Origin of the sequence: Thermoanaerobaculum aquaticum (genome assembly GCF_000687145.1) — a bacterium.
Lineage (GTDB): Bacteria > Acidobacteriota > Thermoanaerobaculia > Thermoanaerobaculales > Thermoanaerobaculaceae > Thermoanaerobaculum > Thermoanaerobaculum aquaticum.
Genome location: NZ_JMFG01000002.1, coordinates 22125 through 46986 on the forward strand (window position 1 = coordinate 22125; position 24862 = coordinate 46986).

A 24862-nucleotide genomic window follows, 5' to 3' on the forward strand; every position below is an offset into this window, starting at 1 on the left:
CACCGCCAGCTTTGGCCGAGCCCACACAAGCGTCGCCCAAAAGGGAAAAACCAACCGAAGGCAGCAAATGCAGCCTCGAAGGAACTTCGTTTTTTTAAATCGTCATGAGCAAGAACTCACATAGACAAGTTCGCCGCCGCCACAGGATTGGACGCCGTTCGCGGTGCCCAGCCACCGCCCCCTTTTCCCTGGTTTCTGCTCTCTTGCTCGCCCTGCTGGTCGCCCCAACCCACTGCGTTTGGGCTGATGACGATCGCAAGGAGGAAGGAGGCCAAACGCTGGGCTTTTCCTTAGGCACCGAGCTGCTGGTGAGAGCGGAAAACAGGAGCGCCGAGGGTGGACCCCAGGAACCGGGGTTTACCTTTCGGGTCCGCCCCTCCGTGGCCTTGGAGCTAACACCAGAATTGCAGGTGCGCCTCACGGTCCAGGGCTACCAGGCCCACGATCACGTGCAAGAACCGAGGGTCGGGCTCTACGAGATGTTCGCCCAGTGGCAACCGGATCACATGTTCTCTCTGGCCGTTGGCCGTCAGGAGCTTGCCTTTGGTAGTGCGTTCTTGCTCGGCGCTGACAGCTTTTTCGACGGCTCCAGCTTTGACGCGGTAAGGGCCAGCTTGCGGGGAAGCCAGGGCCTGGGCCTCACCCTGTTCGCAGGCAGGTACGTGCGCCGGTGGTCGGGGGGGATGGCGGGAACGCTGTGGGGCTTATGGGGGGAAGCACCGGTGGGCGAAGGCGGGGCGGTGGAGGCTTTCTTTGTGCGGGACACCGGCGGTGAGGGCCTGAGGCACCGGGGCGGCGCCCATGAACAAACCGATTCCTGGGGTTTGTGGGCAAAAATCCCCTGGGGACCAGGCCGCAGCCTGGAAATTGAGCCCGTTTGGCAAACTGGACACAAGGTGGTTGGCGGCGGCATCCGGCGCCCCATTCGCGCCTACGGCGGCCACGCCGACGTTACCTGGAGCTGGAGTGGGGGCGGCGCCGAGCGCTCGCTGTTTTTCTCGCTGGCCTGGGCTTCCGGCGACGGGCAGCCGCAAACCGGGCCGTTTACCGAGTTTCACCACCCCAACACCGATACCCCACTGGTAGGGGATAGCAACCTGGTGGGGGACCTTTCGGGCATCTCCTGGAAACAAGAGGACGGGCAAAGCGTGCGAACCAGCGGGCTTACGGTCCTGACCGCGGGCTTTACCACCGCCACCTCCCAACTGAGCTTCACCGCCCACGCCCACCTCTTCCGCGCCGACAGCGTCCCTCCAGGGTGGGCCCATACGTTGGGGCTTGAGGCCGACCTGAGCCTGAGTTTGCACGTCTCTCAAGAAGTGTCCCTGGTCGTGGGAGTTAACGGCTTCTCCCCCACCCCCCGGCTCGCCCGATACCTGGCGCGGGCGCAGCGCCGTTACCTGTTTGCGCAGTTGGTGGTGAGCCCCCAGCGCCTCATTTGGCAGGGTAGGAGCTCGTCCGACTGACCCGCAAGCCTTCCGCCCGCAGCGTTCCCGCCTTGACCTCCAAAACCCCCGAAAGCACCACCCAGGCGCTGGTGGGGGCGCCCTTGGCTTGCGCTGGGGTAAAAAGCCAGCTGGCGGAGGAAGCCAAAACCCACGAGCGCAACCCCTCAGGGCAGGCCAGGAACACCACCCGCTTGACCTTGCCGTCGGTTCCCACCTCCGCCAGGAGCTTCACCGGCTGGCGGAACTCCTGCCCCGGAACCTTGGCGGAAAAGCGCTTGGGGACGGGCATTGCCGAAAGTTGCTCCAGGGCCGTGGAGGGGAGCTGAGCGTCCCGGGAATCGCCGGGGGGGAGAGGCACGGCTTCCAGCTCCGGGGTTTCCCCAGGATCGGGGAGCGTCACCACCAGCTGAGCCATCCGCCCTTCCTTGACCTCCCCCCGCAAATCCGCGCTCACATCCACCCACACAGCAGCCGGTTGCCCGAAGGCCTTGGCCGGCGTGAACTCGGTTTCCAAAAGCGCCTGTCGCACCGGCTCTAAAACCCCGGGGAAGGGGTTGGCGATGGGGTGCGCCCGCCGGCAGGTGCCACTTTTGTCCACGTACACCGCGAAGCTGGCGGAGACGGTCACCGGGAAGTCCTCGCGCATGGGGGTTTGCCGGGGGGAGGGTTGCTGGTCCACCGGCGAAAAGAACGGGTTGGTGGGAGGCACCGCCGGCAGCTCCATGGGCACCGGCACCGGCAGTTGCACCTTGCGCTCCCAGGGCTTTTCCGCTTTGGGGTTAGCTTCCTGTACCGTCAAGAGCACCAACAGGATCGCCGTATGCATGGCGCTATCTTACCCCTTTGCTTCTGCCCAGGAAGGTCCCACCCCCACGTCCGCCTTCAGGGGTACGGCGAGGCTCGCCACCCCTTCCATGGTGGCCTTCACCAGCGAGGCCACGTCCTGGGCCGCTTCGGCTTGCGCTTCCAACACCAGCTCGTCGTGAACCTGCAACAGCAACCGGGCGGGGAAACCCTGGGCTTTCAGGCTTTCGTAGGTGCGGATCATCGCCAGCTTCATGAGGTCAGCCGCGGTGCCCTGCACCGGGGCGTTAATGGCCATGCGCTCGGCGTTGCCCCGGACGTTGGCGTTTTCCGAATCCAGCCCGGCAATGTGCCGCACCCGACCAAACAGCGTGCGCACCTTGCCGGTGCGGCGGGCTTCCTCTTTGACACCCTCCAGGTACTCCCGCACCCTAGGAAGGCGGGCAAAGTACGCGTCAATAAACGCCTGCGCTTCCCTTTGGCTGACCCCCAGCTCGCGGCTTAAGGCGTAGGCGCCCATGCCGTAAATCAAGCCGAAGTTGATGGTCTTGGCGGCCCGCCGCATGTCCGGGGTTACCAGCTCGGAAGCCACCCCAAAGACCAGCGCAGCGGTGGCGGCGTGAATGTCCTCCCCCCGCTCAAAGGCGGAAACCAGCGCCGGATCCCGGGAAAGGTGGGCCAGAACCCGCAGCTCAATTTGCGAGTAATCGGCCACCACCAGGAGCTTGCCGGCATCCGCGACGAAGGCCCGCCGCACCTCCCGGCCCAGCTCCGAGCGGATGGGGATGTTTTGCAAGTTGGGGTCGGAAGAGGAAAGCCTGCCGGTGGCGGTGACCGCCTGGTTGAAGCGGGTGTGGATGCGGCCGTCGGGCCCCAGCTGCTTGGGCAGGGCGTCCAGGTAGGTGGACTTGAGCTTAGAAAGCTCCCGGTACTCCAGGATCAAGGCCGGCAAACGGAAGCCCTGCAGCGCCAGCTCCTGCAGCACGTCGGCATCGGTGGAGGGGGCGCGGGTTTTGCTGGTGCGCCGCAGCACCGGCATCCCCTTCCAGGAAAAGAGCACCTCCGCCAGTTGCTTCGGGGAGTTGATGTTGAAGCTGCCGCCGGCTTCCGCGAAGATCTCCCGCTCCCGGGCTTCCAGGAGCGCCGCCACTTTGGTGGAAAGTTCGGCAAGGAAGCGCACATCCAGCTTCACCCCCACCCGCTCCATGTCCTCCAGCACCGGTATCAGAGGCAGCTCCAGCTTCTCGTAAACCTCCACCACCCCCTCCGCTTCCAGCGCCTGGCGGAGCTTGGGGGCTAAAGCCAAAAGCGCCGAAAGCTCCCCCTCCGGGGTGGCAAGAGGAGGGGCCGGCACCCGGTAGCGGGTGCAGAGCGCCGAAAGCTCCACCGTCTCCCCGGGGGCCAGCACGTAGGCAGCCAGCATGGCGTCCTGACAGGACCTTTCCACGGCCACCCCGGCGTCCCGCAAGCCCGAAAGCAGCGCCTTGGCGTCGTAGCACCAGGCGGCAAAAAAGCGGGGACCCAGGGCGGCCAGGGCCTTTTCCGCAGAAGCCGAAGCAAAACCCTGAGCGCAAGCAATGGCCAACTGCCCGTCCACCAAGCGGCAGGCCAAAAGGTCGGCTTTTTCCAGGCTCGGGAGCAGCTCCCCCCACGGCAAAGCGGGAAGCTCCGCGGGAGAAACGGGCGGGGGGGAAGGGGCAGGGCCCAGCTCCGAAAGCAAGCTGGCAAACCCCAGGGAGCGGTAAAACTCGGCCAGCTCCGGCAATGGGGGGCGGCGGGCCAGCTGCTCCAGCGCAAAGGGCAAGGCCACGTCCCGTTTGAGCTCCACCAGGGTGCGGGAAAGCTCCACCAGCTCCCGGTTTTCCGCCAGCGCCTTTTGCGCCTTGGGCGGTGTGACTTCCGAAAGGTGCTGGTACAACGCGGCCACCGAGCCGAAGCGGCGGATGAGCTCCCGGGCGGTTTTTTCCCCCACCCCCGGGCAGCCGGGGATGTTGTCCGAAGCGTCCCCCTCCAGCGCTAAAACCTCCACCACCTGCCCCGGCGGCACACCGAAAACCTCGGCCACGCCTTGCTCGTCCAGAAGCCTTTCCAGGCGCGTGTGCCACAGCTTGATGTGGGGGTCCCGCACCAGCTGCATGAGGTCCTTATCCACGGTGGCAATCACCACCTCGAAGCCCTCGGCCGCGGCCTTTTCCGCCAAGCTGGCAATCATGTCGTCGGCTTCCACATCGGGGGTTAAAAGCAGCGTCACCCCCAAAAGCTCCAGGGCCTTTTGCACCAGCGGCACCTGCACCCGCAGGTCTTCAGGCATGGGTTGGCGGGTGCCCTTGTAGGACTCCAACATGCGGGTGCGGAAGGTTTCCCGGGAAACGTCGAAGGCCACCGCCACGTGGGTGGGGGCCAGCTCCCGCAGCATCTTGTGAAACATGCGCAAAAAGCCGTACACCGCGCCGGTGGGTGTGCCGTCGGGGGCGGAAAGGCGGGTTTTCAAGGCAAAGAACGCCCGGTAAAGGTTGGAGTGCCCATCCACCAGAAGCAGCTTGGCCATGGTCTCAAAATACCACGGCTGCTTTCCCACAGGTAGCTTGCCGGCACCGGGAAGCACGCCCATATTGATGGCGGAGATCCTGCCATGGTTGGAGGTTTGCTGCTTTCGCTGCTTTTTGCCGTCCAGCAGGCCCAGCTTCGCCCGACGCTTCGCCCGGTGAGCTACTTCCCCCTCCAGCCAGGGACCACCTGGGTGTACCAGGTGAGCGGGGTTCCCGGCGGGGAAAGGGTGGTGAGCGCTAAGCCGGGGGTGGTGCCGGTGTCAACGGCTGCCGCTGCAGCACTGCTGGACGGCTACTTTCCAGGCCCCGCCCGTCTGGTGCGCAGCGCGGGCGGCACGGTGGAAGAAATCGGCCCCACCGGCGAGGCCTTCCTCTGGTACCGGCTGGGGGCTCCTGAAGGAACCAGCTGGACGCTGCGTCTGGCACCCCAACCCCAGGAACGCCCGCTTCCCTGCACCGATGGTGCCCGCCTCACCCTAGCAAACCGCCAAGAAACCGTGATCGTGCCTGCGGGGCGCTTTGAAAACGTGGTTCTCGTGCGCTGGGAGACCCCCTGTCGGGATGCGGGCATTGTGGCGGAATGGTTTGCCCCGGGGGTGGGCCTGGTGCAGAGGGAAGAGGCCAGCTTCGCGGGGAGGGTTCTGTGGCAGCTCAAAGAAATGCGCCGCGACGAGCTTGACGGGCTGCCCCGCTACGGCGGTGCCCTGGCCCTCTCCCGGAGGCAATACGTCTTAAACCTCATGCCGCCGGTGGACCCCCAACAGCTTCCCTCCCTGGAAGGCACGCTGGCCCTGTGGCTTTTCGACCCCACACCCGACGGCGAGGCAGGGGTTCCCCTGTGCCTGGAGGTGACCGGAGAAATCGAGGACGAAAGCCGCCAGACCCTCAAAAGCTTTGCCATCCGCGACCCCGGCTGCCTCATCATGGCGCCCCTGGCCTGGGCCCGCTACCGCCTCATCCCTTTCCAGCAGCCTTTGCTTCTGGGTGACACCCCCCTCCCGCAGGGCGCCTACACCCTCAATGTGACCGTGAGTACCCCTGGCTGGAACACCAGCTTTTCCTTGCCTTTCACGGTCAGCCACGTTTACTAGGCGGTATCTTCCGAGCCAGCGGGACGAATCTTCTTCGGCCTCCTAGGAATCCCGCGCGATCCCAAAAGCCCCCTTCATCTTTTGGCGAGCCGTCAAAAACTCGAGGCTTCCAAATAGTGGCACTTTCTTGCAACTCCAGGTGCAATCGGTAGCGGTCTCCCGGACCCGTGGTCGTGTTACGCTACCGCCGCAAGGAGGGTGGCATGTCACTGGCGCGTCTTTCCGCCTCGCTCATGGAAGAAGTCAAAGCCTTGGAAAAGGAAGGTCGGGCCAAGGCGCCGGAACGGGTGGTGGTGGGCTACGTGCCCCCCAGGGACGGGCTGGGGCCGCGCTACCGGCTGGCCGGTTCGGACAAGCTTTTCCTGCGCATGAACTCCAACTCCTACCTTTCCCTTTCCCACGATCCCCGGCTTTTGGAGGCCGCCGACCGCGCCACCCGGGAGCTGGGCGCCGGTCCCGGGGCGGTGCGCTTCATTGACGGCACGTTTTCGTACCACGTAGAGCTGGAACGGCGCATCGCGCAGTACGTGGGCAAGCCCGCCGCCAAGATCTTCAACTCCGCGTACACCGCCAACCTGGGGCAGGGGCTGGCTCTGGCATCGGCGCAAACCTACTGGATTGGCGACGAGCTCAACCACAACTCCATCATCCGCGCCATGCGCATTGCCGGTGTCCCCAGGGAAAACCGCGCCATCTACAAGCACAACAACCTGGAGGAGCTCAAAAAGTGCCTGGATGCCGTGCCCCCGGGCATGGAGCGGGTGGTGGTGATCTTTGACGGCATCTTTTCCATGCGCGGGGACTTTACGCCTCTGGCTGAAGTCAACCGCCTGCTGGAGCCCTACCGGGAGCGCTTCCCCAAGGGTTTGGTGACGGTGATGGACGACTCCCACGGCGTGGGCGCCTACGGGCGTACCGGCCGCGGCACCGAGGAGCACACTGAGGCCAGCTGCGACATTCTCATCGGTACCTTTGGCAAGGCCTTTGGCGTCAACGGCGGCTTTGTGGCGTCTTCACCGGAGGTCATTGAGGCCATCCGCCAGAAGGCCGACACCTACATTTACACCAACCCGTTAGGCGTGGGCGACTGCGCCGCCGCCCTGGAAGCGGTGAACATTGCCGACTCCCCGGAAGGGGTGGAGCGCCTACGTACACTGCAGGCCCGCACCCAACAGTTCCGGGAAGGAGTGGAAAAGCTGGGCTGGGAAACGATCCCCGGACCGCACCCCATCGTGCCGCTTTTGGTGCGCGACACCGCGCGCGCCAAACGCCTGGTGCAGCACTTCTTCGAGCACGGCGTGCTGGTGGTAGGCCTCACCTACCCGGTGGTCCCCCGCGGCGAAGAAACCATCCGCTTCCAGATCAACGCCGCCCACACCGAAGCGGATATTGACTACGTTTTAGAGGTGCTCAGGGCGTTCCAGGCGTGAAGACAGTCCATGGGGGTTGTGAAACTCCAGGTTTGTGCCCTTGCCTATTCCGCGAAAGTATGATAATCATACCTTCGTGGAATACGCCGTTCACCCATCCTGGCTTCCCAGGGCTACGGCCTCGCTGGTGCAGCAGGCTCTAACCACCATGCCTGTGGTGGTGATCACCGGCGCCCGCCAAACCGGCAAAACCACCCTTGTCCGCAGCGATCCCACCCTGGCTCAGCTCCCTTACCTCACCCTGGACGACCTGAGCACGCGTCTGCAGGCCCAGGCTGACCCGGAGGTCCTTGTGGAGCGTGCTCCCCGTATGGTTCTCGATGAGGTGCAGCGCGCCCCCGGGCTGCTCCTGGCCCTCAAGCGGGCGGTGGACCGTAGCCCCAGGCAACAGGGGCGTTTTGTCCTCACCGGCTCAGCCAATTTGCTGATGCTACGGCGCATTGCCGACACTTTGGCGGGACGGGCCTTTTACGTGACGCTCTGGCCTTTAACCCAGGCGGAGCTTGCAGGCCGGGGCCGCACCGGGCTGTGGAGCGAGCTCCTGAGGGTAACCCCCAACCGCTGGGAGGAGGTTTTGACCCAATCCCCGGGCAAATGGAAAGACTTTCGCGTAGCGGTTCGTCTGGGAGGGTTTCCAATTCCCGCGTATCACCTGCAGGAAGAGACGCAGCAGGCACTCTGGTTTGCGGGGTACATCCAGACCTACCTGGAGCGGGACCTCCCTGACCTGCGGGCAGTGGAAAATCTTGCCGACTTTCAACGCCTCATGCAGGCATGTGCATGGCGCCTGGGGGGCCTTTTAAACCAAACGGAGCTGGGCCGGGACTGCGGCCTTTCCCAGCCCCAGGTCCACCGCTTTCTCAACGTGCTGGAAGCCAGCTACCTTTGCGTTCGACTGCCTGCCTATGCGGTTAACCGTACAAAGCGCCTGATCAAGGCGCCGAAGCTGTACTGGGGGGATACCGGCCTGGCTCTGCACCTGAGCGGTGAGCCCGAGCCCCGCGGCGTTCACCTGGAAAACCTCGTCCTCCTGGATTTACTGGCCTGGCGCGATTGTCAGATCAAGCGCCCGGGCCTGTTTTACTGGCGCACCGCTGACGGACTGGAAGTGGACTTTGTAGTGGAGCACGGCCACCAGCTTCTTCCCATTGAAGTGAAAACCTCGGAAAAACTGATTCCCAAAAATGCCAGGGCCCTGGAGGCCTTCTGCCAGGAATATTCGGACCACGCACCCCGGGGCTTGCTGCTTTACGCCGGCTCCGAAACGTTCCCCCTTACCCGTCACGTCCTGGCCACCCCCTGGTGGCGGGTGCTGGCTGCGTAGGGCAGCCCAGGGGTCAGGCGCAGCCCCCCGCTTCAGCGAAACCCGGCGGCCCTGATTGCTTCTGTGATTTGCTCCCGCACGCGGTGCGGGTGCCGGCACACGCAATAGACCCAGCGGCCAAACTCACCGTGATAGTTCACCGCGCGAACCCATCGCTCGGCAGCCACAGCCTTTTGGCGGTCCCGCTCGGATTCAAACCCTTTCACCTCAAGAATGACGTTGATAAGCGCTCTGTCTGGACCCTGCCAGCGCACAATATAGTCGGGACGGTACTCGTGCCGCACCCCTTCCCATTCGTATGGAATGGTGAAGTCCAAATGGTCATTGCGCGCGTAAGCCACGACTTCGGGGGCGCTCTCCAGGTGATGGGCCACGCTGTGCTCCCACGAGGGAGCATCAAGCACCACGTGGCTAATGTGGCTTTTGGTGGTCCCCACTGTCGGGCGCACGGTTCGAAACAGCACCTCGGACGTGGAGCCGAGCGGTCGAAACCGCTCGATAACCGGTAAAATTGGCTGTTCACCACTGGCCACATCCGGTTCAATGGCTTGGCTTAAGCGCTCAATGATACGCTCTTTGTATCTCAGGAGGGCAATTTCTTCCAGAGGGGTTTCCCGATCCACCACCACAACTCTTTCCTCGAGGTATTCCCAAACCATCGCCAGGACCTGTGGAAATAAAAGATGGCGAGCAACCCAGTCCTGCCGCTTGTCCTTCAGCCGGCCGGTCACCTCGGCAGCAATTTCATAAACCACCGCTTGCAGTCGCTTTTCGCGGTGAAACGGGTTGCGGTCGTGCAGCACTTCTGCACCCGGCCCTAGGCGGTCGGGCCTCCCTACGCGATACCCTACGGCAGGCTTGGCTACCACCTCGGTGGGCTCATGGGTTGGATCAATTGTCAAATAGGGCATTTTCTCCAAGTTCAGCCGAATTCGCTGGCGCACGTCAAAGATGTAGCCCTCAACCCGCGGAAAGGTAATTTCCAAGTGTTTCCTTTCGGGCAGGGCGCGCACGAGAGTGGAGACCTTCTCGCCACCCGACCGCCCAATCGGTTTTTTCTTAATGGGAATCACTTCAAAAGGCACACCGTAAACATCCACGTATTCGGGCTCCGAAAAGTCGTCGTAGTTCATCCGCCGTAGCCCTCGGCCAACCACCTGCTCACACAAGAGCTGCGAGCCGAAGGCGCGCAAGCCAAGAATTTGCGTGACGTTTTGGGCATCCCAGCCTTCGCTCAACATCCCCACCGAGACCACGCAGCGGATGTTCTTGCCCGGAGGGTCGCCTTCGCCGTCCCACTCAGTTTTGCCCACCGTATCCACTGTTCTCCGCAGCCATTCGGCTGCCTCCTGTCGCGTTTCACCCTCCTGGGCGCTTTCGGCCTCTGCCAACAGCTTAGTGTCAATGCGAAAAGTAACCTCCTGCCCGCTCCGGTTCGCAAGCTCAGACAGCACATTGCCGCGAGCAATGTGCTCATGAACCAACTTGGCCAAATCGGTGTTGTCGCAAACCACGATGAGCACCGGGGGCACCGGCGAGTTGGCCTTTTGGAACTCCTCGAAGGTCCGCTTCCACTCGGACGCCAGGGTGGCCAACGCTCCCTCCGCCTCCCGCAACACCGATTCGGGTTTGGCGCGACGGCGCGCTGTTTGCCGTTCGGAGGCAGGAAGCTGCTGGTTGATGTACTCCCAAAGGCGGAAGTACTTAGGGATGAGAGCGCCGCTGTCATCGTCCACCGGCACCCGCGGGATCTTTACGATTCCCGACTCGATAGCATCCACCAGCCCAAAATCCGAAACCACCCAGGGGAAAGGAGCCCCCTCGTCGTAACCACTGCCCTTGATGTAAAAAGGCGTGGCAGAAAAATCGGCACAGAAGTTGATGCCGCGCTCCTGGTGAATTGTATCGAGGCCGCTCACCCAAACCGTTGCTTCCTCACGTTGAGCAATTTCCTCCGCCGAAAGCCCAGCTCGCATTTCCTCTGGAAGCGGAGCGGGGCGGTAAGCATGATGGGCTTCGTCATTGATGACCAAGATGTTTTGTTTCGATCCCAATTCTTTCAGCACCCGGCGACAAAAAGCCGCCCCCCTTTCCACGCCTCGCTGTACCACACTCCGCGACCGGCTGTCGTCTTTCGGCTGAAAGAGATGCCAGTTGGTGATCTCAAATTTCCCCTGCTGTAGACGCTCCATGAAGCCCCGGGGAACAAGATCAAACTTGTCGTAATAGTTTTTGGGCTTCCAAGGCAAAAGCACCTGCAAGCGCTCACGGATTGTCAGGTTCGGGCATACCAAAAGCACGGCGTCGGAAAAACGGCGATCCTGGGGGTTGGCCAGCTTATTGAGCACCTGCCAGGCGATGACCATCCCCATCACTACGGTCTTGCCCGAACCTGTGGCCATCTTGCAGGCGTAGCGGGTCAAGGTGTTGTCTTTGGGAATTTCGATGCCCTGCCTCTCGGCAGGGGGCGCCTCCACCAGCCAGATGAGTGTTTCAGCCGCCTCCCGCTGGCAGAAAAACAGCTTGCGCTCTCGCTCGGGGTCATTCCAATGGTTGAGGAGCTGTCGGGTTATGGGCGTCACCCCTGGGTAGCCCCTGGCACGCCAAGCTCTCACCCTCTCGCGGATAGCGTTGACTTGCTCGAGGGGAACGAACTCCTCTTCCAGGAGTGCCACCTGCGGCCCGCGGGTACGAGCTTTGAGATAAAAACCAGCCGGTCGTCGCCCTTCCGCCAGCACCGGCTGGCCCTCTCTGTACTCCCAAAAGCGAGTGGGCTCCTCAAAGGGCGAATTGATGATGGGGTTGTCAACAAACATGCCCAACCCTTTTCAGCCTTAGGCTACCGTAGTTTTGGCGATCTCGGCCACTATAGTATTCTCCCTCCAAACAATCATTGTTTCTTAGCCTAAGTACCGCAGTGCCCCTGTGCGAATGCATGCTTGGCGGCGCGTTAGGTTTCGGCTCGTTCCGATATTCGTAAGTCAGGACCGGTCCCTCTGGTTCGTTCACAGACAAGGAGGCGGTAAGGCTTCGCGAGATCGACTGGGCTGTTTCCAGATGGACGCTTAAACGGGTCCAGGTTTGTCTTATTTCCAGTTCCACTTCGTAGGGCTTACCCTCTTCAAAAGACGTAAAACCTCTTCCCCGCCATTTACCGCCGAGATCAGGAACCCTGACAACGCCAACCTTCCGAAGGAGACAATGCCGCCATAACCATTTGTCAAAGAACGCATACAGAGTTCCAGAAATACCCCAGATAGATGGTGCGTCTATCCACCACGGAATCTCGTAGCTGACCGCTTCTGCGAACCGATGCAACCCAAAGGCCAAAGCCACGCTCAGGAGAGCTATTCCCATGATCACATTCCGCCTTTCTTGCGAGTCCGTGGCGTATTGGTGCATATCTGGTCACCTCCAGTTATTCCAAAGATCTACCATCGCCTTTACGAATCTACATGCTTTTTCTTCTGACCACTGCTCGGGGGAATCGCCGAAAAGAGGAAGCTGCTCGTTTTGAGACACGAACCTGCCAAAGTCTGCGGTCACAAGCCATTTAACCACGTTACAGAATGTGTCCCGAAAACTTGAGCCGTACTTGCTGTCAGGAACATTGTAGAGAAAACACTCCAGGAAATAGGACGGCGCTAAGTCAGACGGGATAACCTTCCTCTCAACGAGATAGGTGCGGGCGTTTTTGAAAAGCCTAACCGTAGGTTTGTACCAGCCATTGGTGCGAGATGGTGCATTCTTTTGGACACCGTTATCGTAATGCAGCTTAGGATAGTTGATCACCCAACGACCTTCACCCAGTACGCAGAAGGTGATACCCTCCAGATAATCGTCTGCATTCTTCGGGTACTGAGGATATTTTCGATACTGCAAGCAAACCACAACATCCGCGGGCAGATAGGAAGTCTGCACTTTTATTGACTTACGCCCTTCGCTTACCTTTTCTCTTTTGAAATAGTTCCGCAATGCATGCAGAACATCGCTTTTGAACGTTTGCCAATCGTAAGTCGCGGGCGTGATTCTAAAGAGCCGCTGCTGGTTTTCGCTCAGGTTGCTAAGAAATGTGCTTTTTAGCTGCACAACAACGTCAACATCGCTGTCGCCGCGGATGTTCGTGGCGTTCTTGTAGGACCCCTGGAGATAAACTTCGTAATCAATTCCTGGGGGCCACAGCTGGTAAGCAGAGAGCGCCTCACGAATAGACTCGTGAGTCTGTCTTGCAGTAGTTACTGCTCCTTGATGAGACCACCTTTCAAGTTGCGATTCAGGAATCGGCATGGCTGATTCCTCCTTCAGACCCCAAAGTTACCACCCGCACCACCTCATTCCCTCGAAAATCAATCACCTTCACCGCGATGCGCTTGTGCTCAGCGGGTGCAAAAGGAAACGACACCGTGCCGCGCGTACGCTCGAAGACCTCACGGTCAATTTGGGCTTTGAGGGCACGCTGGAGTTTGTCCCAGGCATCGGGGTCGCCGGGAAAGAACGCCTGGCAGATGTGGAAGGTTTTGCCATCGTAGTCGGTATCTAAAAACCAAGCGGCCACCTCGCTGCCTTGGGAGTGCTCCGTTTGCCCTGTCAACGGGTTGTAAATGTCAACGCCTCGCAGTTCCACGACATAGGTCCCGTCGTCATTCCGTTTCCACGCCACATCGGGCTGGCCAAAGACTGTGAAAATTTGGCTCGCACGGGTGGTCTTTAGCAAATCGCCAACCAGCACATCCGGCGCGATGTTGGCGAAGTGCACTTCCAAACCCGCCACCGGTGCCTTTTGGATCAGCGCCTGCGCCTCGGGGTCAAAGCTGAAGCCCGCAAAGATAAGGATGGCGTAGCCGTTCATCTTGGCCGTGGGAATGGCCTCTTGCACTTGGAACGCCATCACCGGCCCGTAGGGGGGCCCGAAGGAAATGGCCACCCGCAGGGTTGTTCCGTTCCGCTTGGTTTCACCCTCGGCGTGGAGCAGGCCGAGGTTAAGGGCGCGGAGGTTTTCAAGCTCCAGCCTCTTGCCCCCCGGGAAAAGCACGCCGCCTTGCTTGCTCAATAGGTTGAGCATGGTGGTCAGGTAATCGCCGGCGCGGTCAGAAACTCGACCTTCCTGCCAAGCCACGGCGGAACCTACCGGCGCGTGCGAATCCTCATCGGGAAGGGCACGCAGGTCTGCCCCGGCGGTCTCTTCAAACTGCGGGATGGGTGCTTGCGTGGGGTCTTCCACCGCAGGAACGGGGATGGCCTCCACGGTAAAGGGACCGGAAACGCGCACAAGACCCCGGACCACTTTGGGGCGGTCGTAAAGGGTTTCTTGGGGTGCGTTGCGCTGGATACTTTCGTCAATTTCCCGGCGCTTGGCACGCTTGGCCTCCCAAAAGCGGCGTAAGGCTTCCCTTGCTTCCGGAGGCCAATCCTCACCGGGCACCGGCTCGGGCACCTCGCACAGCGTTTCCCACCGGTGACCGGTGAGGGTGTAAACGGTGCGGAGCCACTCCGGCACCTGGGGTTCAGCCTCCAGCAGCTGTTTTTTCAGGTCCTGCAGCTTGAGGTAGGCCTGGCGCACGCTCTGCGGCCAGCCTGCCTTGGGCGGGGTGTTGGGGACGTCGCATAGCGATGACCAGGTGGTGCCCAGCGCTTGGGCCACCCTTTGCAGCTCGTCGCGAACCTCTTCCGAAAGCAAAAGCAGCTTCTTCTTGGCATTCCACAGCGATTCGTAGGCGGAGGCGGCGTCCTCCGGCCAAAGGGGATGCGGCACCTCGCGGGGGACCTCCCATTCCTGAAGGGGCGACCGGCCGGTGGCGCCTACCAGCGCCCGGTTGAGATCGGCCAGCGCCTGGTCAATCTGCGGCTGGTATTTGGCCGCAATGGCGTCAATTTCGGTGTTCTTGGCGATGCTCTCTAAGGTGATATGGGGCACGGTCTCGTACTTGAAACCACCCGCCGGCCCCCGTTCAGGGTCCAGCAGCTCGTAGTAGTCGAACTTTGCGGTCATGAGCCGCTGACGGGCGATGGCCACGGCCACCCGGGAGGTATCGCAGGTGATCCAGCGCCGCCCCCATTTTTCCGCGCAGTAGGCGGTGGTGCCCGAGCCGCAGGTGGGGTCCAACACCAAATCGCCCGGGTCGGTGGTCATTAGGATACAGCGCTCGATGACTTTGGTGTTGGTTTGGACAGCGTAGATCTTGGGCTCACCAAACCCCGCAATTCCAGTATCCCACCAGGAGTTCCCAAGCGAGAAAACGGGAAAATCGTCTAGATAGCGAACGTAGGAAAGAGTCTTTCCGATTGGTGCCAGGCGCTCTGCTGCGCCAAGCCTCAACAAACCCTCCGCATTCGTTTTCCAATAACCCGGCGCAGGCGTGAAAACTTGCTCTCCTACCGCAACAGGAAACCTCGTGCTGGGCCCGCCGCTTTGCGAGGTCAGGTTGTCGGCGCGAAAAACATTCCACCCGCTCGCCGCAGGTCCGAGGTGCTTTTCGGAACTGCCGCCACGACGCCTGACTCCATCCGGAAGTTCCACCCAGTGGTATGCTTCAGCACCCCCGCCGAGGGCGCTCTTCGGGAGAAAAATGCGGCGGTACTTCACAAGGCTGCTATCTTTTGCGTACCACAGAAGATAGTCGCTTACGGAGGGCAGTAGCCGTGCGGTCTGTCCAGCCGTCTTCGCAAACGCCACCACCGCGACAAAGTTCTCCCGGCCAAATACTTCATCCAAAAGGCAGCGCACCAAGTGCAGGTTTTCATCGTTGATCTGCACGAAAATAGAGCCGCTTTCGGCCAGCAGCTCGCGCGCTAAAAGCAAGCGGTCGCGAAGGTAGGTGAGGTACGAGTGAATGCCCAGTTTCCAGGTGTCGCGGTAGGCTTTGATTTGCTCCGGCTCGTGGGTGAGGTCTTCGTCGGCGTCTTTGACATCCCGACGGTCAATGCGGGGCTGAAAGTTGGAGGCGTACTTGATCCCGTAAGGGGGGTCCATGTAAACCATCTGCACCTTGCCGGCCATGCCCTCTTTAACCAAAAGGGAGTTCATGACCAGGAGGCTGTCGCCCAGGATGAGGCGGTTGGCCCAGCCCACCTCGTGCTTGTAAAACTCCACCTGCTGATCGGCACTAAGCGGGGTTTCACCGAAGAGGTCAGCCTGAACGAGCTCCGGCCTTTGAACCGCCCGAAGGATCGCCTTGGTGGAAATGCGTTCGTGGATGTGGAGGGAAACCACGTCCACCTCAAAGGAGGTGTGTTCAGCTTTGCCAGCCCACACCAACTGTGGGTCCAGGTGAGGGTCGTAGGAGTACCTTGTGGTTTCCCTCTCGCGAACCTCGAAGGTTGGGGCCATACCCGCTGGCGGGTTGTTCTTCCTGCGGGCCCCCTGGTGGCGGAAATCCTCCACGGAATTGCTGGGCGAACTTGGCGTCTTCTTTCGTGCCATACCCTCTCCTCCCCCTTGCTCAGCTACGGGCGGCGCCTTCCACAGGGCGCTAACAAAAGGTTTTGAGCCGCTTGCCGCTGGCCTTCCAGCAACGCTTGCAGCCCCAAACGGTTCCCGTGGAGGAACAGGCGTTTCTTTTGCCGGCCGCACCTTCCCCTTTGGCACCCCGGGAACCGACCGCCGGAACTTAAGCTTTGTGAACGCACGAAACACATTGTAACCACGAAAAGCCGGGTTGGGCGCCGCGGTTTTCTGGGAAAAGGAAATGCGTTCAGGAGCTCGTAGCGCCTGCGCGCAGCGGTTCAGCAGAAAGACGTAAGGCCAGAGCCTACGTTTTGCTTCGTGAGCCGGCACGCGAGCGGCGGCGCCACGAAAGCGAACATCGAGCTTCGGCTGGGCAAGCGTTGGGACTTGGGGGCTAAGCCGCCCGCGGCGCGGAGGGAAGGCTGCAAAGATACCCCTGCTTCAGATGGGCGCTGAAGCCCACAGCTAACGCACCAGCCAGAGGTTAGGGTTGGCGGCAACTTCGCGGCCGTGGGAGACGGCCTGGGCGATGAGCTGGGGGTCGAAGTTGGTGGAGGCGTTGTCGGTGCCGTACCAGACCCGGGGGGCCAGCACATGCACCGGCACCGAGCGCTTGCCAATGGCCGCTAACGCCTCCTCCAGGGCCTGTTTGCGGCTGCCCCGCAGACCACCCAGCGCTTTTTCTGCCGCCGCTACGATGCGGTTCCACTCCAAAGCGCCGCGGATGTCGCCCAGGTAAATTTCGTCGGTGAGGATTTCCACCACCCGCTTCAGCACATCCAGGGCGCCCACCCTGGTGCCCAGCCAGTTGTCCGACCACTGGCGGTAGCTGTGCTCGGGGACGGTGGACCGGGGGAGGCTGCCGTCCGCTTCGGGGATGACCCGGGAGGTGAGCAGCACGTAAATTTCATCGGCACCGGCGGCAAAAGCCGAGCCCAAAGGGGTAATGTCCCGCACCCCGCCGTCCACCAGCACGTCGTCCCCGGTGTCCACGTAGGGGAAAACCACAGGAATGGCGGTAGAAGCGATGAGCTTTTGCAGGAAGTCCTTTTCCGCCGGGGTCCACTCCTGGTAGCGGCCGGAAACCAGGGAAACCGTGCCCACCGCAAAGTCACGGCCGGAGGTTCGCAGGGCTTTGATGTCCAGGTGCGTTTTGACGAGCTTTTTCAAGGGCTCCACGGTGTACAGGGAATCGGCGCCGGCGGCCAGCGCCGCAAAGCCCCCAGCGCGGTGGCCGTACACCGAGTGGTTGCCCTCGATGGCGGAAAGCCAGAGCGTTTTGAGCTCGGCCACCTTGGCCTGGAGGTTGGCCAGGGAGTCCCCCTGGGTGGCCGCCTGCGCCAAAAATGAGGCGTTGAGCGCCCCCACCGAAACACCCCGCAGGATCTGAAAGTCCAGGCCCCTGCGGATGACCAGCTCCTCCAGCATGCCCACCTGAAAAGCCCCGCGGGCGCCGCCGCCCCCTAAAACCAAGGCTCGCTTCATGGTGCACCTCCAGCTTTGGCACCACGATGCCACGGGACGGTGCCCAAGGCAAGGGGCTTTTCGAGCGAACGGCTAGGCGCCCAAAGGGGGGAGCTTGAGCTTTTCCAGGCGCGGGTTGAGCACCGCCCGCTGGGCGGCAAAGGCTTTTTGCAGGCCCTGCTCGGCCAAATCCAAGAGGGCGTCCAGCTGGCTGCGGCGCAGGGGCTCCCGCTCGGCGGTGCCCTGGATTTCCACGATGCCACCGCGGGCGGTGCCCACCAGGTTCAGGTCCACATCGGCCTGGGAGTCCTCTTCGTAGGTGAGGTCCAGCATGGGCTGGCCGCGCACCAGGCCGCAGGAAACCGCCGCCACCTGATCCTTCACCGGCCAGCCGGGTAACGCCTTTTGCTCCCACAGCCGGCAGAGGGCCAAAACCACCGCCACAAAGGCGCCAGTAATGCTGGTGGTGCGGGTGGAGCCGTCGGCCTGCAGCACGTCGCAGTCCACCACCAGCGTGCGTTCCCCCAAAAGGCCCAAATCCAGCGCCGCCCGCAAGGAGCGGCCGATGAGCCGCTGAATTTCCGCCGAGCGGCCGGAAAGGGAGCCCTTCACCACGTCTCTGGGGGTGCGCTCTTCGGTGGCCCGGGGGAGCATGGCGTACTCGGAGGTAAGCCACCCTTCGCCGGTGTCCCGCAAGAATGGCGGCACCCGTCCTTCCACGGTGACGTTACACAGCACCACGGTGTCCCCGGCGCGCACCAAAACCGAGCCTTCCGGGTACTTCACAAAGTCCAGCGTCAAGGACAGCGGGCGGGGCTGGTCAAAGGTGCGGCCGTCACCCCGCAAGACTTGCGCTCCCCACATGCGACCTCCTTGCCTTGTGCGTTTCGGTGAGATCCACCAGCTCCAGGCGGTCCGCCACGGCGGGAATGATGGCCGCCGCCAGCCGCCGCACCCGGGGGGCTGCGTCGGTGACCAGAAGCGTGACCTCCCCCTGCCTTTGCCCGGCCAGCAAGCCCTCGCGCAGGAGCAGCTCACCGGCCTGCCGGGCCACCTCCCGTCCGGCGTTGATGAGCGCCACCTCCGGCCCCAGCGCCTGGGCAATAGGGCGGGCCAGCAGCGGGTAGTGGGTGCACCCCAAAACCACCGTGTCCACCCCCGCCTCCCGCAGCGGATGCAGGTAAACCTCGGCCACCTGGTGGGTGATGGGGTGGTTAAACCAGCCTTCTTCCGCCAGGGGGACAAAGAGCGGGCAAGCCCGGGCCAAAAGCTTGAGCTCCGGCCGCAGGGCAGAAAGGAGCTTCTGGTAAACCCCGGAAGCCACGGTGGATTCGGTGCCTATGATCCCCACCACCTGCCGCGCGAGACGGGCTGCAGCCTGGGCGGCGGGCTCCACCACCCCCAAAACCGGGATGGCCAGGGCTTGCCGCAGCGCCGGCAGCGCCGTGGCCGAGGCGGTGTTGCAGGCCACCACCAAGAGCTTGATGCCTCGGGACATGAGGAACTGCGCCGCACCGAGGGCGTAGCGGGTCACGGTTTCCGGGGATTTGGTGCCGTAAGGCAGACGGGCGGTGTCGCCCAGGTAAATGAAGCTTTCTCCGGGCAGCTGGCTGATGAGCTCGGAAAGCACCGTGAGCCCGCCAATCCCCGAGTCAAAAACCCCAATGGGAAGCTTCTGGGTCATGGCGCCACCAGATCCCAGCGGGGCGGCAGCGGGCGGGAAAAGTCCAAATGCCCCAGGGTTTCCACCTCTTTCCCGCCAAACAGCAACTGCACCCGCTGCACGGTTTTGATGTTCAAAGCCAGGGTGGTGGCAATGGCGGCCTGTAAGGCCAGCTCCGCTTCGCTGCCGGTGGCCACCGGCGGTGGGGGGGTGAGGTTCACGAACACCGTGCCCTTGCCGTCGTGGAAGACCTCCTGCACCTCCGCCGGCCACCAGGCCACCGGCGCCAGCGCGGTGCGGGGTCCGGCCAAAAGCTCCTGGAGGATCACCCGCGCCTGCGCTTCCACGCCGGTGGGGAGTTCCGGGAGCTCCCGGGTTTCCCGGTGGAGCAGCAGGTCCTCCCCGGGGAAGACCAAAACCACAAAGGTGGTTTGGCTTGCAGGCGTTTTGACGGGGCCGGGTTCTGGAGGGGGAGGAGCCGCGCGGCGGCAGGCGAAGGCCCCCATTCCTACCAGCAACGCCAGGGCCGCCAGTCGTTTCATGGGGTGGGGGTGGCCGCCGGCCGGCTGCGCAGGAAGGCCAGGATCCCCTCAGCCAGGGTGGCCGCCAACCGCTCCTGCTCCGCCGGTGAGGAAAGCCGGACCTCTTCCTCGGGGTTGGACAAAAACCCCACCTCCACCAGAACCGCCGGCATGGTGGTGCCGGTGAGCACCGCAAAGGGGGCTTGCTTGACCCCGCGGTCGCGAATGCCGGAAAGCTGGTTGAGGCGGGTTTGCAGCTCCAAAGCCAGCCGCGAAGAGGCTTCCATGTTGGCCACATGGGCCAGCTCCCAGAGGATGAGCTGCACGTCGCCGGCGGCAGCGTTTTCCCGGGCCGCCGCCTGGGCCGCTTCGGCGTCGGTGGCTTCGGCGCTCATGAAGTAGGTTTCCGCCCCCCGGGCACCGCGAGCCGGAGAGGCGTTGGCATGAATGGAAACGAAGCAGTCGGCCTGCAGGCGGTTGGCCAGGGCCACCCGATCGGCCAAAGCCATGGCCTCGTCCCCTTCCCGGGTGAGGCGCACCGCCACACCCGCCTTTTGCAGCTGTGCGGCGAGCAGCCGGCTCAGGACCAGGGTGAGGTTTTTCTCCACAAGCCCCCCCTGGCCCTTGGCCCCCTCATCCTCACCCCCGTGCCCGGGGTCCAAAACCACCAGGGGCTGGGTGCGGGCCTGGGGCTTGGCCAGGGTTGCCGCCTGGCGCACCACCCGCACCGAAAGCCGCAGGGGGTTTTCCAAAAGCTCGCTTGAGGCAAGCTGCCAGGGGGAAGCCAAAAAGAAGCGCAGCTCCTTTTCCTGCACCTGCACCCCGGAAAAAACCCCCGCCCCCGATGGGGACGAGGCAAGCTGCACGGGCTGGGAAAAGACCACCCGAAAGCCGTCAGCCTCCGGGACCACCCGCGGTTTTTCCGGCAACCCGGAAAGCAGAAGCGTGGCCGCTTCGCCGCTGGCCAGCACCGAGGCCTCCAGCACCGGCACCTGTCCGGCCACCAGGAGCGACAATGCCCGGGCGTTACCCACCAGACGGAAGCCCAGGGGCTTGAGGATGGCGGCGGCGGTTTCCACCGTGGCCACCACGTGGTTTTCCAGCTGGCGCACGGGTCCGGGGAGGCTCACCAGCTCCCCATCCACCACCGCCAGGGAACCACCGGGGGTAAAGTGCACCTCGTGGCTTTCGGTGGAGGCCACGTAGCTCCCGGAAGCGGCGGAAAAGCCCACCTTCACCCCGGCCACCTGCAACAGGGCAAGAACGTCCACCAAATCGCCCCGGCTGAAGATCTCCACCTTGGAGCCGGAAACCGCGGTCACCTCCACGGCGAAAGCCGCAATCCCGCTCCCCAAAAGCAAACTTAAGCCCAAAACCAGTAAGCGCTTCATCGGCCGTGGTGAGCTTACCCGCTTCCCCCGTCGCTGGCAAGCGCGGCGCAGAACTCGTGCTCCAAGGCGGTAGCCACCGCTTCCGGCGTGATGGGGAAGCCCACCTGCGCCAGGGTGGTCACGAAATCCCGGTGGGGGCGGCCCTGGCGGTAGTCAGGGGCGCGGGAGGGAAAGGGTAGGTAGCGGTCCAAAAGCGAAAGATCTGCCTCCACCAGCACCGAAGCTTGGAACAGCACGCTGTTGAGGAGCAGGCGCGGGGAGGAGCCCACCAGCTTGCGATCGCCCAGGCAAAGGTCGGAAACCCCGCGCAGCTCCAGGGGAGGCACCCCCAGCCGCTGCAAGGCCCGGCTTACAAGGCCGCAAAAGCGGACGAAGAGCTGTGCGGTGTTCCGGGGACCGGAAAGGGGTGCCAGGGCCGAAACCGTGACCACACCGGGACCAAGCACCACCGCTCCCCCGCCCGAGGGGCGCCGCACCACCGGCACGTGATCCCGCTCACAGGCCTGGAGGTAGACCTCCCGCTGGGGTTCCCGGGAGCGGGGAAGCACCACCGCCACCTGCGTTGCGGGCAAAGCCCGCACCTGCGGCGCCGGCAGCGCCAGCAGGTCCCAGGCCACGTGCCTGGCGATTTCCTCCGAAGGATTCCCCAAAACCACCCACCCTTCGCCCATAGCCCAAAAGTGTAGAGGCTTGAAGCGTATAATGCCCGCATGGAATGGCGGATCTTAGGGAGCTTCGGAGGCTCCAGCCCGTCCTGCCGCATGACCTCCTTTCTGGTGGACGGCGAGCTTGCCCTGGATGCCGGCTCCCTCACCCAGGCCTTGAGCCTGGAGGAACAGCAAAAGGTCACCCGCATTGCCCTTTCCCACTCCCACCTGGATCACGTGGCCTCCATCCCTTTTCTGGTGGAAAACGCCTTTGCCGACGGCAGCAAAACCCTGGAGATCCTGCTCACCCCTGAGGTTTACGAAACCGTCAAGCGCCACCTCTTCAACAACGACCTGTGGCCGGACTTCACCCGCATCCCCTCCCAGCTTTCGCCGGCGGTAAAGCTGGTGCAGATCAAGCCCCGGGTGCCCTTTGCCCTGAACCACTTGACGCTCACCCCCATCCCCGTGAACCACACGGTGCCCACCTGCGGGTTTTTGGTGGAGGAACGGGGCGGTGGCGCGGTTCTGTTTACCTCCGATACCGGTCCCACGCAGGAAATCTGGGACTGGGCCAACCGCTGCCCCAACCTGCAAGCGGTGATCGTGGAGGTGTCGTTCCCCACCCGCCTGCAACGGGTGGCCGACCTTTCCCTTCACCTGACCCCCCCGACCCTGGCCGAGGAGCTGGCCAAGCTCAAGAGGGACGTGCCGGTGTACCTTTTCCACCTGAAACCCCGGCACCTGGAGGAGTTGCGGGGGGAGCTGGCCACCACCGCCTTCCCCCACCCGGTGGAAGAGCTGCAACAGGGCAAGACCTACCGCTTTTAGCGGGACATTTCCGCCACCAGCACCGCCAGCCGATCCTGGGTATCCGGGTCAAACCAGCAGTCCAGGAAGGCGTCCAGCTCCTGGGCATCGCGCTGGGCCATGGTTTCCGCCAGGGAGGCGCGCATGTAGCTTTTGGCCAGGCGAAAGGCCCTAGGCGGACGGGACGCCAGGTGGCGGGCCAAACGCACCGCTTCCGGAAGCACCTCGGGGGCTTCTGCCAGCCGCTCCACCAGCCCCAGCTCCAGCGCCCGCTCGCCGCCGTAGCCGTCCCCCTCCAGCACCAGCTGCTCCACCGAGCGGGTGGGGTAGAGGGCCAAAAGCATGGCCACCGCCCCTGCCGGTACGGGGATGCCCAGGTTCACCTCGGAAAGCCCCAGGCGCGCACCGGAGCGGGCCATGACCCGGCGGTCGCAGGCCATGGCCAGAAGGCAGCCACCGGCAATGGCGTGGCCGGAAACCGCTGCAATGGCCGGCCCGGGGTAGCTCACCAGCTCCCGCAGCAGCGCAAGGAACGCCTCCATCATCGACCGCAGCACCTCCCGGCCAGCTCCATCCAGCTTTTTCAAATCCAGCCCCGGGCAAAAAACCCGGGGGTGCTGGGAAGCCAGCACCAAAGCCGGCGCCCCCGCCGCTTTGAGGGCCGCAAGCTCTGCGCGCATGGCGGCAATGAGGTTTTCATCTAAAGCGTTGGCGCCAGCGGCCATGGTCAGAACGCTGACGCCACCCTGGTCCTCCACATGGATCAACTGGCTCACCCGCGCCTCCTTGCAAGCTCCAGGAAGAGGTCCACAACCGGGTTTTTCGGCAAAAGCTCAGGATGGAAGGTGGCCGCCAGGATAGCCCCCTGGCGCACCAGCACCGGGTCCTCCCCGCGTTTGGCCAGCACCCTCACCCCCTCCCCCACTTGCACCAGCTTGGGGGCGCGGATGAAGACCCCCTCCAGGGTTGGGGAGGGCAGCTCTTCGGGGGCTGTAACGGTGAGCTCGGCAACGGTGGAGGCCAGCTGCCGGCCGTAGGCGTTGCGCACCACCGCCACGTCCAGCAACCCCAGGGACGGTTGCGGTGGGTTTTGCACCTCCCGGGCCAGGAGGATCACCCCAGCGCAGGTGGCCAGCACCGGCAGCCCCCCGGCAATGGCCTGTTTGAGGGGAGTCTCAAGGCCAAACTCGGCCATAAGCTTGAGCATGGTGGTGGACTCCCCGCCGGGCAAAACCAGGCCGGAAAGCCCTTGGAGATCGGTGGGCTTTCGTACCTCCCGGGTGGAAACCCCGCGCTCCGCCAAAGCCTGGCGATGGGCGGCAAAGTCCCCCTGGAGGGCGAGGATGCCAACCACTCACCACCCCCGACGGGAAAGCATTTCCTCGGGGGTGAGGCGAGAAACGTCCAGGCCCCGCATGCCCATCCCCAAATGGCGGGAGGCTTCCAAAAGCGCCTGCGGATCCTGCCACTGGGCCACGGCCTTGACGATGGCAGCGGCCCGGCGGGCGGGGTCTTCGGACTTGAAGATCCCCGAACCCACGAACACCGACTCCGCCCCCAGCATCATGCACAGCGCCGCATCGGCGGGGGTGGCCACGCCGCCGGCGGCAAAGTTGGGCACCGGCAGCTTGCCGTTTTGCGCCACCCACTGCACCAGCTCCAGGGGCGCCTGCAGCTCCTTGGAGGCAGCCACCAGCTCCTCCGGGGTGAGGGTGGTCAGGCGGCGGATTTCCCGCTGCACCGCCCGCAGGTGGCGCACCGCTTCCACGATGTTGCCGGAGCCCGCCTCCCCCTTGGTGCGGATCATGGCGGCCCCTTCGGCAATGCGCCGTAACGCCTCCCCCAAGTTGCGACACCCGCACACAAAGGGGACCCTGAAGTCGTGCTTCCAAATGTGGTTTTCCTCGTCCGCCGGGGTCAACACCTCGGATTCGTCAATGAAATCCACCTGCAGGGCTTCCAGGATGCGGGCTTCGGCAGCGTGGCCAATGCGGCACTTGGCCATCACCGGGATGGACACCGCTTGCATGATCTCCTCGATCTTCTCAATGGAAGCCATGCGCGCCACGCCGCCCTCGGCGCGGATATCGGCGGGGACCCGCTCCAGGGCCATCACCGCCACCGCCCCTGCGTCTTCCGCAATCCGGGCCTGGGAGGCGTCGGTGACGTCCATGATCACCCCGCCTTTGAGCATTTCCGCCAGGCCCACCTTCACCCGAAACTCCGGTGAGGTGAAGTTCATAACCCACCTCCTGCGGCAGCTTTGCCGCCTTGCA

At 63.3% G+C, this 24862-nt stretch carries 20 protein-coding genes; 5 read left to right on the forward strand and 15 right to left on the reverse strand.

Features of this window, described 5'->3' with window-relative positions:
- The first annotated feature begins 104 nt into the window (after positions 1-104).
- Positions 105-1466, forward strand: coding sequence for an alginate export family protein (locus tag EG19_RS00340; RefSeq protein ID WP_081799785.1), 1362 nt, complete (start codon positions 105-107; stop codon positions 1464-1466).
- On the opposite strand, the gene EG19_RS00345 is transcribed toward EG19_RS00340, so the two are convergent.
- Both EG19_RS00345 and polA read right to left on the reverse strand, forming a co-directional pair.
- Positions 1435-2274, reverse strand: coding sequence for a hypothetical protein (locus tag EG19_RS00345; RefSeq protein WP_038046197.1), 840 nt, complete (start codon positions 2272-2274; stop codon positions 1435-1437). The two genes, EG19_RS00340 and EG19_RS00345, sit on opposite strands and share 32 nt — an antisense overlap.
- 9 nt (positions 2275-2283) lie before the next feature.
- On the reverse strand, positions 2284-4800 hold the full coding sequence (gene polA / locus EG19_RS00350) for a DNA polymerase I (protein WP_038046464.1): 2517 nt from the start codon (positions 4798-4800) through the stop codon (positions 2284-2286).
- A gap of 84 nt (positions 4801-4884) precedes the next feature.
- Here polA and EG19_RS00355 point away from each other — a divergent pair, with 84 nt between their 5' ends.
- From EG19_RS00355 to EG19_RS00365, 3 genes are all read left to right on the forward strand, one after another.
- The gene (locus EG19_RS00355; protein ID WP_038046199.1) at positions 4885-5892 is read left to right on the forward strand and encodes a hypothetical protein; all 1008 of its coding nucleotides are present in this window, start codon (positions 4885-4887) and stop codon (positions 5890-5892) included.
- Positions 5893-6095: 203 nt separating this feature from the next.
- Positions 6096-7322 carry an aminotransferase class I/II-fold pyridoxal phosphate-dependent enzyme gene (locus tag EG19_RS00360; protein ID WP_038046201.1) on the forward strand — a complete coding sequence of 409 codons (1227 nt, stop codon included), beginning with the start codon at positions 6096-6098 and terminating at the stop codon, positions 7320-7322.
- A gap of 76 nt (positions 7323-7398) precedes the next feature.
- Positions 7399-8646: an ATP-binding protein gene (locus EG19_RS00365; protein ID WP_038046204.1), complete on the forward strand. Its 1248-nt coding sequence runs from the start codon at positions 7399-7401 to the stop codon at positions 8644-8646.
- A 32-nt stretch (positions 8647-8678) separates the two neighbouring features.
- Here the strand turns inward: EG19_RS00365 and EG19_RS00370 are convergent, their stop codons facing one another.
- The 10 genes from EG19_RS00370 to EG19_RS00410 form a co-directional block, all read right to left on the reverse strand.
- Positions 8679-11462, reverse strand: coding sequence for a BPTD_3080 family restriction endonuclease (locus EG19_RS00370; protein WP_038046207.1), 2784 nt, complete (start codon positions 11460-11462; stop codon positions 8679-8681).
- Positions 11452-12048 (reverse strand): Cap15 family cyclic dinucleotide receptor domain-containing protein, encoded by a 597-nt coding sequence (locus EG19_RS14365; RefSeq protein WP_081799786.1) that lies wholly within the window; start codon positions 12046-12048, stop codon positions 11452-11454. The genes EG19_RS00370 and EG19_RS14365 overlap by 11 nt, the downstream gene beginning before the upstream one ends.
- A gap of 6 nt (positions 12049-12054) precedes the next feature.
- Complete coding sequence (locus EG19_RS00375) at positions 12055-12933, reverse strand: nucleotidyltransferase domain-containing protein (protein ID WP_038046209.1); 879 nt, start codon at positions 12931-12933, stop codon at positions 12055-12057.
- Positions 12920-16066, reverse strand: a complete 3147-nt coding sequence (locus EG19_RS12120; RefSeq protein ID WP_081799787.1) for a site-specific DNA-methyltransferase — start codon at positions 16064-16066, stop codon at positions 12920-12922. Before EG19_RS12120 ends, EG19_RS00375 begins: the two co-directional genes overlap by 14 nt.
- 489 nt (positions 16067-16555) lie before the next feature.
- Positions 16556-17575 (reverse strand): patatin-like phospholipase family protein, encoded by a 1020-nt coding sequence (locus tag EG19_RS00385; RefSeq protein WP_038046211.1) that lies wholly within the window; start codon positions 17573-17575, stop codon positions 16556-16558.
- Between the two features lie 72 nt (positions 17576-17647).
- Positions 17648-18400, reverse strand: coding sequence for a ribonuclease PH (rph, locus tag EG19_RS00390; RefSeq protein ID WP_038046468.1), 753 nt, complete (start codon positions 18398-18400; stop codon positions 17648-17650).
- Positions 18390-19238: a glutamate racemase gene (murI, locus tag EG19_RS00395; RefSeq protein WP_053334696.1), complete on the reverse strand. Its 849-nt coding sequence runs from the start codon at positions 19236-19238 to the stop codon at positions 18390-18392. The genes rph and murI overlap by 11 nt, the downstream gene beginning before the upstream one ends.
- Positions 19235-19759: a GerMN domain-containing protein gene (locus tag EG19_RS00400; protein ID WP_081799788.1), complete on the reverse strand. Its 525-nt coding sequence runs from the start codon at positions 19757-19759 to the stop codon at positions 19235-19237. The genes murI and EG19_RS00400 overlap by 4 nt, the downstream gene beginning before the upstream one ends.
- Positions 19756-21129 (reverse strand): N-acetylmuramoyl-L-alanine amidase, encoded by a 1374-nt coding sequence (locus EG19_RS13300; RefSeq protein ID WP_152543826.1) that lies wholly within the window; start codon positions 21127-21129, stop codon positions 19756-19758. Before EG19_RS13300 ends, EG19_RS00400 begins: the two co-directional genes overlap by 4 nt.
- 14 nt (positions 21130-21143) lie before the next feature.
- Complete coding sequence (locus tag EG19_RS00410; RefSeq protein WP_053334697.1) at positions 21144-21800, reverse strand: lipoate--protein ligase family protein; 657 nt, start codon at positions 21798-21800, stop codon at positions 21144-21146.
- 39 nt (positions 21801-21839) lie between these two features.
- Between EG19_RS00410 and EG19_RS00415 the strand changes: the two genes are divergently transcribed.
- Positions 21840-22607, forward strand: a complete 768-nt coding sequence (locus tag EG19_RS00415) for a 3',5'-cyclic-nucleotide phosphodiesterase (protein WP_038046215.1) — start codon at positions 21840-21842, stop codon at positions 22605-22607.
- Here EG19_RS00415 and EG19_RS00420 read toward each other — a convergent pair.
- The 3 genes from EG19_RS00420 to pdxS are packed head-to-tail and all read right to left on the reverse strand — an operon-like array spanning position 22604 to position 24828.
- Positions 22604-23362, reverse strand: coding sequence for an enoyl-CoA hydratase/isomerase family protein (locus EG19_RS00420; RefSeq protein ID WP_038046218.1), 759 nt, complete (start codon positions 23360-23362; stop codon positions 22604-22606). The genes EG19_RS00415 and EG19_RS00420 overlap by 4 nt on opposite strands.
- Positions 23359-23940, reverse strand: a complete 582-nt coding sequence (pdxT, locus tag EG19_RS00425; RefSeq protein ID WP_038046220.1) for a pyridoxal 5'-phosphate synthase glutaminase subunit PdxT — start codon at positions 23938-23940, stop codon at positions 23359-23361. The genes EG19_RS00420 and pdxT overlap by 4 nt, the downstream gene beginning before the upstream one ends.
- Positions 23941-24828, reverse strand: coding sequence for a pyridoxal 5'-phosphate synthase lyase subunit PdxS (gene pdxS, locus EG19_RS00430; protein ID WP_038046222.1), 888 nt, complete (start codon positions 24826-24828; stop codon positions 23941-23943).
- Between the last annotated feature and the right edge of the window lie 34 nt (positions 24829-24862).

Coding starts and splice junctions, on each gene's coding strand:
- EG19_RS00410 (WP_053334697.1), bottom strand. CDS start 21,800: ATGGGCGAAGGGTGGGTGGTTTTGGGGAATCCTTCGGAGGAAATCGCC.
- EG19_RS00340 (WP_081799785.1), top strand. CDS start 105: ATGAGCAAGAACTCACATAGACAAGTTCGCCGCCGCCACAGGATTGGA.
- EG19_RS00375 (WP_038046209.1), bottom strand. CDS start 12,933: ATGCCGATTCCTGAATCGCAACTTGAAAGGTGGTCTCATCAAGGAGCA.
- EG19_RS00355 (WP_038046199.1), top strand. CDS start 4,885: ATGGTTGGAGGTTTGCTGCTTTCGCTGCTTTTTGCCGTCCAGCAGGCC.
- EG19_RS00400 (WP_081799788.1), bottom strand. CDS start 19,759: ATGAAACGACTGGCGGCCCTGGCGTTGCTGGTAGGAATGGGGGCCTTC.
- EG19_RS00360 (WP_038046201.1), top strand. CDS start 6,096: ATGTCACTGGCGCGTCTTTCCGCCTCGCTCATGGAAGAAGTCAAAGCC.
- EG19_RS12120 (WP_081799787.1), bottom strand. CDS start 16,066: ATGGCACGAAAGAAGACGCCAAGTTCGCCCAGCAATTCCGTGGAGGAT.
- polA (WP_038046464.1), bottom strand. CDS start 4,800: ATGGCCAAGCTGCTTCTGGTGGATGGGCACTCCAACCTTTACCGGGCG.
- EG19_RS00345 (WP_038046197.1), bottom strand. CDS start 2,274: ATGCATACGGCGATCCTGTTGGTGCTCTTGACGGTACAGGAAGCTAAC.
- EG19_RS00385 (WP_038046211.1), bottom strand. CDS start 17,575: ATGAAGCGAGCCTTGGTTTTAGGGGGCGGCGGCGCCCGCGGGGCTTTT.
- EG19_RS00415 (WP_038046215.1), top strand. CDS start 21,840: ATGGAATGGCGGATCTTAGGGAGCTTCGGAGGCTCCAGCCCGTCCTGC.
- EG19_RS13300 (WP_152543826.1), bottom strand. CDS start 21,129: ATGAAGCGCTTACTGGTTTTGGGCTTAAGTTTGCTTTTGGGGAGCGGG.
- murI (WP_053334696.1), bottom strand. CDS start 19,238: ATGACCCAGAAGCTTCCCATTGGGGTTTTTGACTCGGGGATTGGCGGG.
- EG19_RS00370 (WP_038046207.1), bottom strand. CDS start 11,462: ATGTTTGTTGACAACCCCATCATCAATTCGCCCTTTGAGGAGCCCACT.
- EG19_RS14365 (WP_081799786.1), bottom strand. CDS start 12,048: ATGCACCAATACGCCACGGACTCGCAAGAAAGGCGGAATGTGATCATG.
- pdxS (WP_038046222.1), bottom strand. CDS start 24,828: ATGAACTTCACCTCACCGGAGTTTCGGGTGAAGGTGGGCCTGGCGGAA.